Origin of the sequence: Thermoleptolyngbya sp. PKUAC-SCTB121, assembly GCF_016919485.1 — a bacterium.
Lineage (GTDB): Bacteria > Cyanobacteriota > Cyanobacteriia > Elainellales > Elainellaceae > Thermoleptolyngbya > Thermoleptolyngbya sichuanensis.
Map to the genome: position 1 here is coordinate 4851662 of NZ_CP070366.1, position 16040 is coordinate 4867701.

General features: G+C 54.3%; 11 protein-coding genes. 6 read left to right on the plus strand and 5 right to left on the minus strand.

Going from position 1 to position 16040, the window contains the following annotated elements:
• Nucleotides 1–117: 117 nt before the first annotated feature.
• A complete protein-coding gene (locus JTM80_RS19770; RefSeq protein ID WP_172356734.1) occupies nucleotides 118–537 on the plus strand; it encodes a hypothetical protein in 420 nt (139 codons plus the stop codon).
• Nucleotides 538–631: 94 nt separating this feature from the next.
• Nucleotides 632–1936, plus strand: coding sequence for a tetratricopeptide repeat protein (locus JTM80_RS19775; RefSeq protein WP_205370148.1), 1305 nt, complete (start codon nucleotides 632–634; stop codon nucleotides 1934–1936).
• Between the two features lie 31 nt (nucleotides 1937–1967).
• On the opposite strand, the gene JTM80_RS19780 is transcribed toward JTM80_RS19775, so the two are convergent.
• Nucleotides 1968–2570, minus strand: coding sequence for a hypothetical protein (locus JTM80_RS19780; RefSeq protein WP_172356728.1), 603 nt, complete (start codon nucleotides 2568–2570; stop codon nucleotides 1968–1970).
• A 287-nt stretch (nucleotides 2571–2857) separates the two neighbouring features.
• On the opposite strand from JTM80_RS19780, the gene trxB reads away from it, so the two are divergent.
• Nucleotides 2858–4252, plus strand: a complete 1395-nt coding sequence (gene trxB, locus JTM80_RS19785; protein ID WP_172356726.1) for a thioredoxin-disulfide reductase — start codon at nucleotides 2858–2860, stop codon at nucleotides 4250–4252.
• A gap of 77 nt (nucleotides 4253–4329) precedes the next feature.
• On the opposite strand, the gene tadA is transcribed toward trxB, so the two are convergent.
• The 4 genes from tadA to JTM80_RS19805 form a co-directional block, all read right to left on the minus strand.
• Nucleotides 4330–4770, minus strand: coding sequence for a tRNA adenosine(34) deaminase TadA (gene tadA / locus JTM80_RS19790; RefSeq protein WP_205371481.1), 441 nt, complete (start codon nucleotides 4768–4770; stop codon nucleotides 4330–4332).
• Nucleotides 4771–4871: 101 nt separating this feature from the next.
• Nucleotides 4872–7130 carry a GAF domain-containing protein gene (locus tag JTM80_RS19795; RefSeq protein WP_225906689.1) on the minus strand — a complete coding sequence of 753 codons (2259 nt, stop codon included), beginning with the start codon at nucleotides 7128–7130 and terminating at the stop codon, nucleotides 4872–4874.
• A 1216-nt stretch (nucleotides 7131–8346) separates the two neighbouring features.
• A complete protein-coding gene (locus tag JTM80_RS19800; protein WP_172356724.1) occupies nucleotides 8347–8835 on the minus strand; it encodes a response regulator in 489 nt (162 codons plus the stop codon).
• Nucleotides 8836–9659: 824 nt separating this feature from the next.
• Nucleotides 9660–11516: an iron uptake porin gene (locus JTM80_RS19805; RefSeq protein ID WP_172356722.1), complete on the minus strand. Its 1857-nt coding sequence runs from the start codon at nucleotides 11514–11516 to the stop codon at nucleotides 9660–9662.
• Nucleotides 11517–12108: 592 nt separating this feature from the next.
• Between JTM80_RS19805 and JTM80_RS19810 the strand changes: the two genes are divergently transcribed.
• The 3 genes from JTM80_RS19810 to JTM80_RS19820 all read left to right on the plus strand — a co-directional run bounded on the left by JTM80_RS19810 (nucleotide 12109) and on the right by JTM80_RS19820 (nucleotide 15905).
• Entirely contained in the window at nucleotides 12109–13380 is a 1272-nt protein-coding gene (locus tag JTM80_RS19810; RefSeq protein WP_172356720.1) for a NupC/NupG family nucleoside CNT transporter, read from the plus strand.
• 281 nt (nucleotides 13381–13661) lie between these two features.
• Complete coding sequence (locus JTM80_RS19815) at nucleotides 13662–14201, plus strand: nucleoside 2-deoxyribosyltransferase (RefSeq protein WP_172356718.1); 540 nt, start codon at nucleotides 13662–13664, stop codon at nucleotides 14199–14201.
• Nucleotides 14202–14240: 39 nt separating this feature from the next.
• Complete coding sequence (locus tag JTM80_RS19820) at nucleotides 14241–15905, plus strand: PAS domain S-box protein (protein WP_225906690.1); 1665 nt, start codon at nucleotides 14241–14243, stop codon at nucleotides 15903–15905.
• Nucleotides 15906–16040: the final 135 nt, after the last annotated feature.

Genomic DNA, 16040 nt, shown 5'->3' on the forward strand with positions numbered 1-16040 from the left:
GCTTCGTTTTTCATTTTTCGTTTTTCATTTTTCATTTTTCATTCTTCGTTCTTCGTTCTTCGTTCTTTAACTTCCCCTTCCCTCCCTTTGTGCTTTATTCCTTCAATTAACCCGAAAATGCTCCGTCCCCTCCTCGCGCTCCTGCTCACGTTCCTCCTGACTGCCTGTAGCTCTGTCTCTGGGCCGGGTCGAGATATCGTGGAGCGGGCGATCGCCCTCCAGTTCAGCCAGACGCAGGAAGACCTGATCCAACTGCTGAATCCTCAAGACCCGACCTTTCCCCCATTTACCATCAGCAATGTCAAAATCACTGATGAGCAGGGATTGCAAATCGGCAACCTGCGGGGGTTTCGGGTGCGGGGAACCTATGATGTGACGCTGGAGTTTCCGGGGCGAACGGTAACGCAAAAGGCTAACCCGTTTGAGATTTACCTCCAGCGGCAAATTGAGGGCAAAACCTGGCGCTTGGCGCGGCGGCAGGCCAATCCCAAAAATCAGACCGATACGGAAAGCTGGGTGACGCAGTTGGTGTTATGAACAGCCCCGGCGGCTGTCAGTGGCGGCCCTGACGGGTGAAGGATTCGCTTCAGAATACTGCTCCTGTAAACCTTTGCCTTGTGGAGAAGCGCCCGTGGAACAGCCCGCTCTGGAACAGTCCGCTCTGGAACAGTCCGCTCTGGAACAGCCGCCTCTGGGTTCCGCTGCTCCGCTCGGATCGTCTGATCATCTCGTGCTTCGGCGCTATGGAGTGGCTCTGGAAACGCTGGAAGCCCACGCCGAGCAGCCCAGTGAAGATGTGATTTTGCAGGCGTTGACGGCGCGAGACGCGGTGCAGGCTGCACTGGATAAAGCACCTGCTGATCCGACAATTCGGGCTGAAATCTATCGGCTAGATCAGCGGCTGCGGCAGCAGAGCGGGGCGATCGCCCGTCATCTCGATCTGGCGACCTGGCGCGACAGCCTCAATCCGCCCGCAAGCGCCTGGTGGTGGAAGTTTCCTAAGCCGCCCGACCCGCGCGATCGCCTTGACTGGCTCTGGGACGCGCTCACTGTCACCACGCTGGCCGCCAGCTTTAGCCTGGTGATGGATATTTCCAGCAAGTTCTTGACAGGAGGCACCGACCTGCTCGGTTCTTTCATCATCGTGGGACAGAGCGTGTTGACGCTGCTGACTGGGAAAACAGCGCTGACCCAAGCTGGGCAGGAAGCCACCGAACGCAGCCTGGAGCGCTTGGGCGTGCCCTCCCCCTATCACCACGAGGCAAAGCTGGGACTCTCGACCGGGCTACTACTGCTGCTGCTGGGGCTACACGCCAATCTGCCCCGCATTGCCAGCCTCTATGCCGCCTGGGGCAACGACAATCAGGCTCAGGGCGAAATGACCCGCGCTGAGGAGAACCTGCGGCGATCGCTCGCCCTTAATCCCGACAATCCCCAAACGCGCTATGACCTGGGCACGGTGTATGAAGACGGGCAGAATCCCGAAAAGGCGATCGCCCAATATCGCCTCGCGCTCCAGGGTGGATTGCCCCAGGCCAGTATTCCGCTCTCTCGGCTATACATTCTCGATGGGCAATACGACATGGCTGCCAGCGTGTTGATGCAGGGCGAGCAAACTGCATCTGCTGGGGCGACTCCCGAAGGAACAGGGGCGCTACTAAGCTCAGACTTTACCTATAGCTATCACAAGAATTTGGGATGGATTGCGTTCAGACAGAGCCGTCTCGATGAAGCGGCTGCCCATCTGCAAGCGGCGATTCAGCTTGACCCCCAACGGGCCGCTGCTCACTGCCTGCTGGCTCAGGTGTGGACGGCTCAGGGCAAACCTGCGGTGGCAGAATGGCAAGCCTGCGCTAACACCGCAGACCGCACCATTCCCGAAGAAAACACCTGGTATACGCAGGCTCAGTCTGCCCTACAGCGGCGAGGTTCCTAGGAAGCCGGAAAGTTAGTTAGAAAAAGCAGGGTTAGAGCGGTTGCTTCATGGCCTCTAGCAGGGCAGAGAGCGCCTGATCCTCTGAGGCGGTGACCCGACGATCGAGCATCGACAGACTGACGGCCTTGGGCAGGGCGATCGCCGCCAAGTCAGCATCCAGCCCCTCCGTCAGCACCTCCAGCGATTGCGGAATCTTCAGCGCCGAACGAATCCCCAGCAGCATGTCTTCTTCATAGCCCAGCCCGCGCAACTGCGGCAGCACATCCTCCCACACCACCTTGCTATCGGGGCTACCCGCCTGAATCACGTAGGCTAAAAGCCGCTGCAACTTGCTCTGCTGTTGGGGAGTCAGCACGATCGGCTCTGCTGGTTCTGCACCACTGGCCCGCTCGCTCTCCTCCAAATTTTTCAAAATTTGCTCCCAGTCGTGGCTATCGCAGGCCTCAGGCTTGCCAACCACCAGCGACACCTGAATCTTGTCCGATGCGGCATCAATTTCGGTGACCCGTGCCTCCACGCCCAAAAAGCCCAGCCATTGGGCGATCGTATTCACCAGCGTGGCGCGGGTAGACTGGCTGCTTGCCAAAAGCCGCAGTTGCGTGCGAACCATCGGGCGCACAATCTGTGTCAGCATAGCCTCGATCTCTGAGGAATGAAGAATGAGTGTTGTGAGTAGGATAGCGCAGATCCCACCCGGCAAATGGTGGCCAAGATTCCAGTCCGAGGGGAAACCTAATTTTAAAGAACGAAAAACGAAAAATGAAAATTTCCAGGTACCTATCCAACCCTGACCAGATTTTCTTCGTTCTTCGTTCTTCGTTCTTCGTTCTTCGTTCTTCGTTCTTCCCCTCAACATCTCTTTACACCCCCAGTATCCTGTGATAACCTAAACGTAGTCGTTATGAGTTTATCTATTTCCCTATGGCGAACCCAGCGGTAGAAAATGCGGTAGAGAATGTGGTCATCATTGGCTCCGGCCCAGCGGGCTATACGGCTGCGATCTATGCAGCGCGGGCAAATTTGAAGCCGTTTATGTTTGAAGGGTTTCAGGCCGGCGGGCTGCCCGGTGGACAACTCATGACCACCACCGAAGTCGAGAATTTCCCCGGTTTTCCCAACGGCATCACTGGCCCCAACCTGATGGACAACATGAAGGCGCAGGCGGTGCGCTGGGGCGCGGAATTGGTGACTGAAGACGTGACTTCTGTAGATTTTAGCCAGCGTCCTTTTGTGATTCGCTCAGAGGAGCGCGAAGTGCAGGCCCACACGGTCATCATTTGTACTGGCGCAACGGCTAAGCGGTTGAATCTGCCCGGAGAGACGGAGTATTGGACGCGGGGCATTTCGGCCTGCGCGATCTGTGACGGCGCAACGCCGATTTTCCGAAATGCGGAACTAGTGGTGATTGGCGGCGGCGACTCGGCGGCCGAAGAAGCGGTCTACCTGACCAAGTATGGCTCCCACGTTCACCTGCTGGTGCGCGGCGATAAGATGCGGGCTAGCAAGGCCATGCAGGATCGCGTGCTGCGAAATCCCAAGATTACTGTGCATTGGAACACATCGGCGACTGAAGTATTTGGCGATGGTAACCTGATGACGGGGATTAAGACCATCAACAACCACACGGGCGAAACGGGCGAAATTGCCGCGAAGGGTCTGTTTTATGCCATTGGTCACACGCCGAATACGTCGCTGTTTCAGGGGCAGATCGACCTGGATGGCGTGGGCTACATCGTCACCCATGAAGATGTGAAGACGAATGTAGAAGGTGTGTTTGCGGCGGGCGACGTGCAGGATCACGAATATCGTCAGGCGATTACGGCGGCGGGGACGGGCTGTATGGCGGCGCTGCTGGCGGAGCGCTATCTCTCGGCAAACTCGCTGATTCAGGAGTTCCACCAAACGGAAGCCTCGGAACGTCCCCACGAAGCCCCTGCCCACAAGACCGAAGAACAGCAGGCTTCGGAATTTGACCTGGCAAATACCCGGCACGAGGGCGGCTACGCGCTGCGGAAGCTGTATCACGAGAGCGATCGCCTGATTGTGGTCATCTACACTTCGCCCACCTGCGGCCCCTGCCACACGCTGAAGCCGATTCTCAGCAAGGTGATCGACGAGTTTGCAGACCAGGTTCACTACGTCATCATCGACATTGAGCAAGATCCTGAGATCGCGGCCAATGCAGGCGTGACGGGAACCCCGACCGTGCAGTTCTTCAAGGACAAGGCCCTGGTGGGGCAGATGCTTGGCGTGAAGCAGAAGAGCCAGTATCGGGAAATGATTCAGAAGAATCTGGCGGCCGTCCCGGTGGGGTAGAAGAAGAGGGGAAGAACGAAGAGGGAAGAACGAAAAGGGAAGAGGGAAGGTTGGAGTTAACGAATCCCTCTGCGTGGCTACCCATTCCCCCTCCGCTTGGCAAACCACTGCTGCAACTGCGCTCGACACGCTGCTTCTAAAACTCCCGATAGCACTCTGGGGCTGTGGTTTGAGGCGGCGCTGTCGGGCAGGTTGAGGACGGTGCGGATGGCTCCGGCTTTGGGGTCGTCTGCGCCGTAGACCAGCATTCCCAAGCGAGCAAGGGCGATCGCCCCAGCGCACATGGGGCAGGGTTCCAGCGTGACGTAGAGCGTGAAGTCTTCCAGTCGCCAGGTGCCAAGGCGTTGCCCTGCCTGACGCAGCGCCAGAACTTCGGCGTGGGCAGTGGGGTCATGGTCGCGTTCGCGGCGATTTTCGCCCGTGGCGATCAGGGTGTTGTCTGGGGCGACGACGACTGCGCCGACGGGCACTTCTCCGGCCTGTCCGGCGGCGGCGGCTAGGGCGATCGCCTGCTGCATCCAGCGACAGTGGCGATCGTAGATTGACTCAGAGATCGATTCAGAGATCGGCTCAGAGATTGACTCAGAAATTTCAGACGATTCAGAGGCACCCATCATGGCTAAGGGGGCGGGGATAGGGGCGGAATTTTCTCTGGAAGAATAACTGTGAAGCAACTGCCTTTTCCGAGCTCCGACGACACCGTAATCTGGCCGCCGTGCAGCCGGGCCAGCTTGCTCGACAGCACCAGTCCCAACCCAGTGCCTTCGTATTTGCGGTTGAGGCCTCCGTTGAGCTGCTGAAAGGCTTGAAAAAGACGGCTCTGGTCGGACGGGGCAATGCCAATGCCCGTGTCGATTACGGCAAAGTGCAGTGCTTTTGCCTGCTGCCATACCTTCAGCGTCACCGACCCTTCATCGGTAAATTTAACCGCGTTGGCTAGCAGGTTCGACAGGATTTGCTTGAGGCGGCGCTTGTCGGCTGTGCAAACGGTAACATCTTGGGCGATGTCAAGAATCAACCGTAGTCCCCGCTTTTGGGCGGTTTCTTGCACCATGCTCATGCAGGCATCGCAGACTTCCTGAACCAGAACGGGTTCAAAAAACAGTTCCTCGCGTCCGGCTTCGATTTTAGATAAATCGAGCAGGTCGTTGATTAGCTCCAGCAGATGGTCGCCACAGGAGCGAATCCCCTCCACGTATTGCCGCTGGAGGCTGCTGAGGGGGCCGTGGAGTTGGCGGCTCAATACGTCGGCAAAGCCCAAAATGCCCGTGAGCGGGGTTCGCAGTTCGTGGCTCATATGAGTCAGAAATTCACTCTTGGCGCGGTTGGCGGCTTCTGAAATTCGCTTTTCTTGTTCTAGCTCTTGGGTGCGCTCCTGCACCAGTTTTTCCAATCGTTCATAGCTTTGGGCATTGAACAGGGCGATCGCCGTTGCGTCTGCTAGTCGCTGCACAAGCTGGATCTCGTCGGTCGTGAAGGTGCGGCGGGTCTGGGTGCAATCGAGCGACAGTTCGCCATAGTGCTGCCCGCGCACGAGAATTGGCGTGCTAAGCATGGACTGGATGTGCTTGCGTTGGCCCCGCAGGCGGGCGCTGGGGATTTTTTGCACCCACGGGTCTTCGAGAAACGTGGGGGCGTGCCAGACTTTCTGCGTCAGGTAGTCTCCCTCGGGTCGGAAAAAGTCCTGCCATTCGTGCATGGGCAGCGGCAAATCCAGGCTGGGTATCACCGCGTCCGAGGCTCGCCACTCTGTCTGGGGCACAATCCACTCCGCCTCATGCCGCAGCAGCACCACGCGGTCTACCCCGAAGTATTCCCCCGCCAGCCGCACCAGTTCTTGCAAGATAAAATCCAGATCTAGGCTGGAATTGAGGGTTTGCCCAAGCTGGTTGAGAAACTGCTCTCGCTGGGCCTGCTGCTGCACCTGTTCAAACAACTGGGCCTGGTGGATGGCCAGGGCAAACTGGCCGGCGATCGCCTCTACCAAATCCACCTCTTCGCGACTCCAATCCCGCTGATGCTGGCACTGATGCAGCGTGATCGCCCCTAAATAGGTCTTCTGACACAGCATCGGCACAATCAGCGTGGACTGAATATTCTGGGATTGCGAAATAGACAGAATATCGACTGGAGAATCAATCGGAATGGTGGATAAGACGATCGACTGACCCTGCAACAGGCGATCGCCATAGTAGCGCTGAAACCCGCACTCAAATTTTCGACCCAACAGGCGATCGCGCTCTGGTGTTGCATTGCTTACGCAACGAACCATCATCGTTTCGCTCCACGCTGACCGCTGAGCCGTGTTCCCTTGCATTAACAATGCACAGATATCTACACCTAGCACCTGATGCAGCACATCCATTGTGGACTGCATCAAGTCGTCCAATACCAGCGTTTCGCGCATCTTGCGTAACACCTGGTTCATGATGGCGACCTGGCGCGTCTGCTGCCGGAGGCGCTGGTCAGCAGCCAGCTTTTGACGGCGCAGGGCATATTCCTGGAGCGATCGCCTCAGCACCATCGGCAGCCGAAAGAGCCGATCCTTCATCACATAGTCCGTCATGCCCGCCTTAATGCAGTCCACCGCAGCCTCTTCGCCCAGGCTCCCGGTCACCAAGATCAGCGGCACATCCCGTCCGGCAGACTGCAACGCCGCCAGGGCCTCGTAGGCCGTAAATCCAGGCAGGCGATAGTCGGCTAATACAGCGTCATAGTCATGCTCTTTGACGCACTGTTGATAGGTCGATAATGAGTCCACAATGTCACAGGTAAACGACACGCCGTTCTCTTCTAGAGTCAGCGCAACCAGTTCAGCATCCATTGCAGAATCTTCGACCAGCAGCAGTTTGAGCGGCAGTTCGGGGGATGACGGCACTGTAGATGCTCTCTTCGATAGGGTTCAACTTCCAAAATGGCGTGCCCGCCTAGCTTATAAACGGAACAAAACCAAGGATGCTGCTGATAAATCCGGTTCAGCTAAATCTAAATAGATGAAATCTGGGCGATCGCCCTTGCTGAACACAAGCAGCTCCGACTTAATTAAGAGGTTGAATCAAGAGGTTGAAAAGCTTTGGAATTGAATGGAATTGAGTCACTCAATCGCGTCCTTTTACGCAAATTGAGCAGGCTTTTGAAATAAAAAATCTCAGGCTTAACCTTAGACAATCACTTCGAGAGACACATTTCCAGGAGAAAAATGCCCTGATTAAAAAAGCATTGAAGTGACTTCAAAACTGATTTGAATTCCAAATCTGTCTGTTCAGACTACTAGATATGTCATCCAGTAAGAAGCCCTAACAGATAGTCCCTGAATCGCTGCCAAGCCTTTAATCTCAACGGCTTGAACCGTAGGCTACCTCAACAAGGCGCATTGCGTTTGCTACGAATCGCCCGTTTCGGCCACACCTAATACCGCATCAAGCAGTTGATAACTAGCCTAACTTGGTCGGCACTTGTTTGCTAAAGCATTGTATCTGCTAAAGCCGAAGCAGCAGAACACGCCAAGGGTAGACTCTTTAACGGGAGCCATCCCGCTCCGAAAGTTGTGCCCTAATGCTCTGCGATGTTCTCATCTCAATCTGAAACTGACACCCTGATAGCCCACTTTCCAGTAATAAGAAGAGCTACCGTTGAAACGGGAACTCCTGCAAAAAAAGACCGACTCCATTTCGATTGCGATCCGAAATAGCGGTATGAGCAGCACGGCTGAAATTCCACAGCAACTCGCTCATTGCTTGAACCCATTTCAAAACAGAAATCAGATTCAAGCAGAACTTGCTGCTTCGATGGTTTCATCTGGCTGTGCTGGTAAAGTGGATAACTCAGTATATCGGGATTCTAGATTTAATGCATCTCCCTAGACAACTATTAGCGGGATGGGGCGAGATGGTGGGGGGCAGAAGTGTTGAACGCAATGTTAGCAGGGCAAGTTCATAGCTGAATCCAGTACAAAAGATCTATAATTCTGCCTGTAATGACCTACTTATTGCTTCCATTCTCAATAATCCGCCTCTTGAGAGTGCTTTTTGTAAAGTTTTACCATCAAGATTCAACACTTCTGGGTGGGGGGGTGCCCCCCTACTACTGAGAAGTTAAGAGGGCAGAGGAGTGGGTAGTGGCGGACAATTCAACTGCATCCAGTAGTGACTGATTTGCTGAACCGCGTCTGAAAATTGCTGGAAGTCCTGGGGTTTCACAATGTAACTATTGATACCCAGGTCATAGCAGGCGTTGAGATCTGGGTCTTCTTGGGAGGAGGACATGACCACGATGACGAGACGACGAGTGCGGGGGTGCGATCGCAGCCTTTGCAAAAGCTGAATTCCGTTGATGCGGGGGAGTTTCAAATCCAGCAGCACAAAGCGGGGCAGCGGACGCGCCGCCGCGGATTGGGAAGCGTCATCCAATGAATTGTCTAGAGCCTCGCCGAGTAAATAGTTCAAGGCTGCTTCTCCATCGTTGACTACATCCATTGGGGCTGCTAGCCCGCCAGTCTCCAGAGCAAGGCGGATCAGTTCAACATCATTGGGATCATCTTCGACTAAAAGTAAACGTGACGATTCGATTTCAGGAGGATTCATACGCGCAGTGCAACGAAATTGATCAACAGAGAAGAGACGCACCCGCGATCGCAGATAAAGCGAGAACACCGACTAGAGCAGATTGAGTCAGTCACCTGTGCGTTGGATGCAGCGTGAAGGTCTTGACTTTTTCTAAGTGTAAACACTTAAAATAAGGTATTATTATTTACACTGTTTAATTCAATCTAGTTCAGTATTCATTGCAAGGCAAAGACTTTATGGGAACCTTTAATCGCTCCTTTAATAAAAGTTGAAGTTTTAGAAAGCACATGGCTTTGCTGCGATTTTTCCGAAGCAGGCTTTGTCGATCTAGGGCGATTGATCGAGGGGGGGTGGCACACCAAACGAATACTTGGAAAAGAGCGATCGCCCAAAAACTCACCTGCTAACTCATCTGTTATTCACTGTTCAAAAGTAGACAGAAATAGGCCTAAAAAAAGAACCTTTTCGTGAATCTTGCTGAACAAGATCCTCAAAAAGGCCCTTTGTGATACGCACAGATTTTTGTTAGCAGCCGATGCTGCAAACGCTCTGAACGAATTGTTGAACGAGTTGCCTATGTCTGCACTGATGCAGAATGAATGAAACTATCACCTCAACCTGGTTGCCTGACACAAGTCCCGAAAGCCCAGAAAATTCGTTGTCTTGGGATCGAAGCCCATAGCTCCTGAGTTGGAGCCGGAGGGCTTGGTCAGAGGAGCTTTTGGGCCAGCGTCCCCTACGAGAAATCAGGGGTTTCCAGAGATGTGTCAGGCAGTCAGCACCTCAACTCTGAGCCAGACGATTTGCAGGGTGACAATTAGAGCAGTCAACTTGCAAACGGACTAGAAATAGAACGTCGTGCGAAGCACACCCAGGAAGGTGTCGCTATTGTCGTTGTTGTTGCCGGGGTCAGCCGTCCAGATGATGCCTGGAGTCAGCGAGATATTGTCGCTAAAGCTAATGCGGTACGAAAGCTCTGCTGAAAACGCAGCATCGTCAATAAACGCGCCGATGCGAGTGCTGCCGATTTCGTAGTCAGAAATGCGAGGCGGCACCCCTGCTGCCAAAACAAGCTGGTTATTGGGCCCGCCCAAGTCGTTAATCGCCAGATAGCCCGCATAGGCCACCGAGCGATAATCCGCCGTTCCAATCAGGATGCCGTCTTCATAGTTAAACCAGGCTCCGATGTTGAAGGTATCCGACAGCGCGTAGTTGATGGTAATGCCGTACTGGTTGGTCACGGCGGCGGGCAAACCGCTCGACTCCAGGTTGTTATACCCGTTGAGATAGATCAGGCCAATCGACAGGGGCCCCGGCCGGAAGGTGAGTTGCCCAAACAGAGAATAGCCCCCGTTGAACAGCCCAAAGCCAGGAGACGGATTGCCCTGGCCAAAGCCCGTCAGATAACCTACACCAATCTGGAAGGTGTCGCTAAAGTCGTAGGTTAAACCAATACCAGAACTGGGCGCACCCGCATCGTAGATCGGGTTATAGGCCAGAAAACTGATGGAGCCGTAGCCGCCTGCATCGATGGGGCTAATGCTGGAGACGATATCGGTAATGCCTGTGCCCGTAGCCGCCAGCGTGACGCGCAGGTTCCCCACCGGAAAAGCATAGAACAGGCGGGTTACGTCGAAGTTGTTAGTGCCAAAGAAATAGTAGGGCGAAGTTTGCCGCAAGTAGGGGTTGGGAAACGTCGCCATCGGCACAACATTGCCAGCCGTAAAACTGTCGGGCAGTCCGTTGTCTCCCAGGTTAAAAAACTCCAGGTTGGAGAACTGAAGACGGGTATTCAGCAGGTCTTGACCCGTAAAGCTGGTATTGAAGTTGAGGCGGACGCGGGCCTGGAAGACGGTGCTATTGGCATCGTCTACGTTGCTGCCAAAAATGTCGGCAATGGAAAAGATGGTTTCACCAAAGAGGGTGGTGGTAGTGGAGAACTGGTTCGCTTGCAGTTCTTCGACGGCGGCCTCGAGGGCATCGACCCGGCCGCGCAGGGCGGCGAGTTCAGACGCAAACTCTCGCTGGAGCGCTTCGATGCGGGCCAGAGCTTCGGGGTCGAGGCTTTCCAGCCGTCCCACGACTGCATCTAGACAGGACGCTAGACCTGCGGCGAATTCGTAGCGGGTCATGGCTCGTCCGCCCAGGTAGGTGCCGTTGGGGTAGCCCTCCAGACAGTCCAAACCACCCTGGCTCTCGGAATTTGCGAGATAGGCGAGGGCTTCGTAGGCCCAGTCGCCGGGGCTAACGTCAGAAAACTCGGTGACAGACGTGACCTGGGCCATGTTGCCGTCGCCTCGGTTTTCGCCGCCATATTCCGAAAGCTGGTCGAGTGTGGTCAGGCTGACAGCACTTGCCGGAGTATCCAGGCTGTATTCGGACAGATTGCTTCCAGCGAGTTCGCTTGCTGGAATTTCGGAGACTGGAATTTCGGAGACTGGAAGTTCGGAGACTGGAAGTTCGGAGGCGTTGGCGATATCGCTCTGCAAGGCTAGCGCCAACGTCCCCAACCCGGCCCACGCCATGCCCCCAGTCATCAGCGCCATACCCAGCATCAGCGTTTGCCAGAAGGACTTAGCAGGCGACGGCTGGATCTGCGACCGATGTCCTTCGGCTTGTTTAACCCCTGTGGAAAAATGATTCAGCTCAAACTCTTCAAACTTTTCAAACTTTTCAAACTTTTCAAACGTTGACCTCATGTTCTCCTCACAACCAAACGGAACAACCAGACGCAGAAACGCCTAAAGAAACGCCCAAATTGCAAAATCCGAATGCCTTGCGGCTTGCCGTCGCCGAGCATAACTCCAACAGCAATGCCCAAACCCGGAGCCGCGATCGCACAGGACAGACGGATTTTTAATTTCCTAGAATATTTGGGATATTGCAGGATTATTCAGGGTTCTACCGGTGTCCGTCGTAGCGCTCAATACACAGACACGGGCAGTTCAGATAACGATGACATTCTGCACGTCTATCTCCACTGTGATCTCGATGTAGTGGTGCCCCTGTAGATTCACGCTGCTATGTGAACGACTTTCCTTCGAGACGCGACTTTCTATAGAAAAGCTTTGGTTTATACACTCCGGGGCAAGTCAACCTGATACTTTTGGGCGTACTCCTCATGCAGACAGGGCCAGGTTATATGCAGCACGAAGCGTCGTGCGTATGCCGTAGAGATGCTGTGCGGCAGGTACTTGACACCTGATTTTCCGTTTAGTAAAGCTCGTTTTTTGTGTATTTGCGAGAGGTGCCGCCATCGGTTCTCTCAGAAAAGCTTGATAGGGAGTGTCCATGGAACGTGCGATTTCACTGATTGGGATTCTTATATTTTTTGGTTTAGCGTATCTGTTTTCTGTCAATCGTCGGGCTATTAACTGGCGGACGGTGACTATCGGCTTTTTGCTTCAGTTTTTGATGGGTTTGTTTGTGCTGAAGCTGCCAATTGGCTATCAAATTTTCAAGTTTATTGGCGACCTGGTTACGGGATTTCTAAACTTTGCGGATGCGGGTGCAGAGTTCGTTTTTGGAGCCGATTTTCGGGAGCATTTCTTTGCCTTTAAGGTGATGCCCACGGTGATCTTTTTTTCTGGGGTGATCGGGCTTTTGTATTACCTGGGCGTGATGCAGAAAATTGTGGGGGCGATCGCCGGACTGATGCGTCGCACCATGCGAACTTCTGGCCCTGAAACAACGTCTTGCGCTGCCAATATTTTCATCGGGCAGACGGAAGCGCCGCTGATGATTAAGCCCTTTGTGGGGCGCGTCACGCTGTCGGAGCTGCACGCTATTATGACGGGCGGCTTTGCGACGGTGGCGGGCGGTGTGTTGGCTGCTTATATTTCGTTTGGTATTAACCCAGAGCAGTTGATTGCTGCTTCGGTGATGAATGCGCCGGGTGCTTTGGCGATGTCAAAGGTGTTTTTTCCACAGACTGGAAAATTTTCCTATGATTCTGTTTTAGATGAGGAGCTAAAGGAAGACGAAATCGCGCGCAAAGAAGCAGGCGAAGAAGAGGTGCTGATTCCGCCCGAAGCTGCTTCTACAGCAAAAGATCCGATTGGGGCGATCGCCGATGGTGCGATTCAGGGCATCCAGTTGGTATTAGCCATTATGGCGATTTTGATTGCGTTTCTAGCGCTGATTGCTGCCATAAATGCCTTTTTGGGCTGGCTTGGCGGGCTGATTGGTGTGCCCCAGCTTTCGATGGAATTTTTGCTGTCTTATCTGCTGTTTCCGCTGGCGTTCATCATGGGTGTACCGATTGCCGACTGTGCCAACGTTGCCGTATTTTTGGGCAAGAAAATTATCCTGAATGAATTCATTGCTTACACCGATCTGGCAGAAGCTATTAGCAACAGCGCCATCGGGGCCCGTGCAGCAACGATCGCTACCTTTGCCCTCTGCGGCTTTGCCAACTTGGGGTCTATCGGTCAGCAAATCGGCGTGATTGGTGGCATGGTGCCCAGTCGTCGCGACGACGTAGCCCGCCTGGGCGTTCGCGCTATGATCGCAGGCTCGTTTACGAACTTTGTCAGCGCGGCGATCGCCGGCCTGTTGACCTGATCTGGAGTCTTGGCGTAACGGGGGGATGGGGGATGGGAATGGCTGAATCTCTATCCTCCCAAGTCCCCGCATGACCTGCTCCGAAGCACTCCAACCCCTGGTTGCCTGACACAAGTCCCGAAAGCCCAGAAAATTCGTTGTCTTGGGATCGAAGCCCATAGCTCCTAAGTTGGAGCCGGAGGGCTTGGTCAGAGGAGCTTTTGGGCCAGCGTCCCCTACGAGAAATCAGGGGTTTCCAGAGATGTGTCAGGCAGTCAGCTCCAACCCCCCAATCCTCTTTCATGAACATCTACCTCGCCGGGCCCGATGTCTTTTTACCAGAACCACTGGAAGCGGCGCGGGCCAAAAAGGAAATTTGTGCAAAATATGGCTTTGTTGGTCAGTTTCCGTTTGACAATGCGCTGGATCTATCGGGGTTGACCCCTGTTGAAGCGGGGCTGGCAATCTACAAAAGCAACATTCAACTGATGGATCGCTGTGACCTGATCGTGGCCAACATGACCCCGTTTCGGGGCCCCAGCATGGACGTGGGCACGGCGTTTGAAATGGGCTATATGGCGGCGCAGGGCAAGCCTGTGTTTGGCTATAGCAATGATGGTCGGCTGTATGGCGATCGCGTCCCTCAGCCCACGCCCGAGCACGACGAAAACAACCTGTTTGTAGAACAGTTTGGAATGCATGACAACCTGATGTTGGAGGGGGCGATCTACACTAGCAGTGGCGACTTTCAGGGCAAGCAGATTGACACAGCGAGCTATTACACGGATCTGAGCGTGTTTGAAGCCGTGATTCAGCTTGCTGCGGCAAAGCTCTTGAGCTAGCCCTGAAGTGCCGGGTTGCACTGATTCTTTGCGGCACTTATGGCTCTTGAAAATGGCGATCGCCAGCAAGATGATCCTGCGCCCAACCAGGTCGGGCTAACGCCTGAACAGCAGCTTGCTGCCCTAGAAGTCGCGGTCTACGGCATGGCTATTTTCAATGATGACGGATGCATCATCTATGCCAACCCCGCCTGCGCCAATCTCTGGCAATACGACAATCGCGAAGACTTGATCGGCCAATCCTGGCAGCGCCTCTACGCGCCAGAGGAACAACAGCGGTTTGAGCGAGAGATTTTGCCGCAGTGCCTTCAGGCAGGCAGTTGGACGGGAGAGGCGATCGCCCAGCGGCAAGACGGCACAACCTACCCCCAGGCCCTTGCCCTATCGCAGATGACCGATGGCAGCATGGTCTACATTGCCCAAGACATCACTGAGCGACAGCTCGCGGAAGACTCTCTCCGTCGCAGCGAAGCCGACAAGCAGGCAATCCTCCAAGCAATCCCCGATCTGCTGATGCATTTTCGAGGCGATGGCACTCATCTAGATATTGCTAACAGCGACGGCTACTCAGTTTTGGAGTTAGACAAGCTGGTTCAGGGAAATGCCAGCGTGTACGATCTCATGCCCTACGAGCTAGCCAAGCAGCGGATGCACTACATTCAGCGGGCACTCCAGACGGGACAGATTCAATTCTATGAGCAGGATATCGAAGTTAACGGGCAGATCCAGTCCGAAGAGGTGCGCCTAGTAGCAACTGGGCCAGACGAAGTGCTGGTCATTATTCGCAACATCACCGAGCGCAAACGCTCCGAATCCGCCCTCCGCCAAAGCGAAGCAAAAAACCGAGCGCTGATTGAGGCGATTCCCGATTTGCTGATCCGAATGCGGGGGGACGGCACCCATCTGGAACTGGCTAATGGCGATCGCTACCCAGTGCTCAACAAAGACAAAATGGTTCCAGGCAAAAGCACCGTGTATGAACTCATGCCGCCTGATCTGGCAGAGATGCGGATGCGCTACATTCGACAAGCCCTACAAACAGGCAAGTACCAGTTTTATGAACAGCAGATCGAAATCAATGGGCAGCTTGAGCTTGAAGAGGTTCGCGTGGTGGTGACGGGCCCAGACGAAGTGCTGCTGATCATTCGCAACATTACGGAACGCAAACGCCAGGAAGAAGCCCTGCGAATTGCCGAGGAAAATTACCGCAGCATCTTTGAAAACGCGCTAGAAGGTATTTTTCAGTCTACGCCAGAGGGACGGCTGATCACCATCAACCCAGCGATGGCGAGAATTTACGGCTACGATTCGCCCGCTGACATGATCGCTAGCATTACTGACATTGGCGAACAGATGTATGTTGAGCCGTCCCTCCGTCTTCAAGTGAAGGCGGTGCTGGCAACCCAGGGCTTTTTAAAAGGCTTTGAATTTCGTAGCTATTGCAAAGACGGCAGCATCATCTGGACGGCGATGGATGCTCGTGCCGTTTGTGACAGCGGCGGCACCCTGCTCTATTATGAAGGGATCGTGCAAGACGTGACTGAGCGCAAGCGCAAGGAAGAGGATCTGAAACGCCAGCTAGAGCAGCTCGAAATTCAAATCGACCAGTCCAGACGGGCCCAGGAAGTCGCAGAGATCGTCCAAACCGATTATTTTCAAAAGATTTTGGAAGAGGCTGAGTCTTTGCGCTATCTGGATGACTAATATTTGGATGACCAATACCAGATTAATATCACGATTAATCTGGCTGGGAAATTGATGTAGCGGGACGATATAGCGGGACGATATAGCGAGATGTGGCGATCGCCCCAAACTCCAAGCCACCCCAGCATCCCCCTT

Coding starts and splice junctions, on each gene's coding strand:
- JTM80_RS19770 (WP_172356734.1), top strand. CDS start 118: ATGCTCCGTCCCCTCCTCGCGCTCCTGCTCACGTTCCTCCTGACTGCC.
- JTM80_RS19780 (WP_172356728.1), bottom strand. CDS start 2,570: ATGCTGACACAGATTGTGCGCCCGATGGTTCGCACGCAACTGCGGCTT.
- trxB (WP_172356726.1), top strand. CDS start 2,858: ATGGCGAACCCAGCGGTAGAAAATGCGGTAGAGAATGTGGTCATCATT.
- tadA (WP_205371481.1), bottom strand. CDS start 4,770: ATGCAGCAGGCGATCGCCCTAGCCGCCGCCGCCGGACAGGCCGGAGAA.
- JTM80_RS19800 (WP_172356724.1), bottom strand. CDS start 8,835: ATGAATCCTCCTGAAATCGAATCGTCACGTTTACTTTTAGTCGAAGAT.
- JTM80_RS19805 (WP_172356722.1), bottom strand. CDS start 11,516: ATGAGGTCAACGTTTGAAAAGTTTGAAAAGTTTGAAAAGTTTGAAGAG.
- JTM80_RS19810 (WP_172356720.1), top strand. CDS start 12,109: ATGGAACGTGCGATTTCACTGATTGGGATTCTTATATTTTTTGGTTTA.
- JTM80_RS19815 (WP_172356718.1), top strand. CDS start 13,662: ATGAACATCTACCTCGCCGGGCCCGATGTCTTTTTACCAGAACCACTG.
- JTM80_RS19820 (WP_225906690.1), top strand. CDS start 14,241: ATGGCTCTTGAAAATGGCGATCGCCAGCAAGATGATCCTGCGCCCAAC.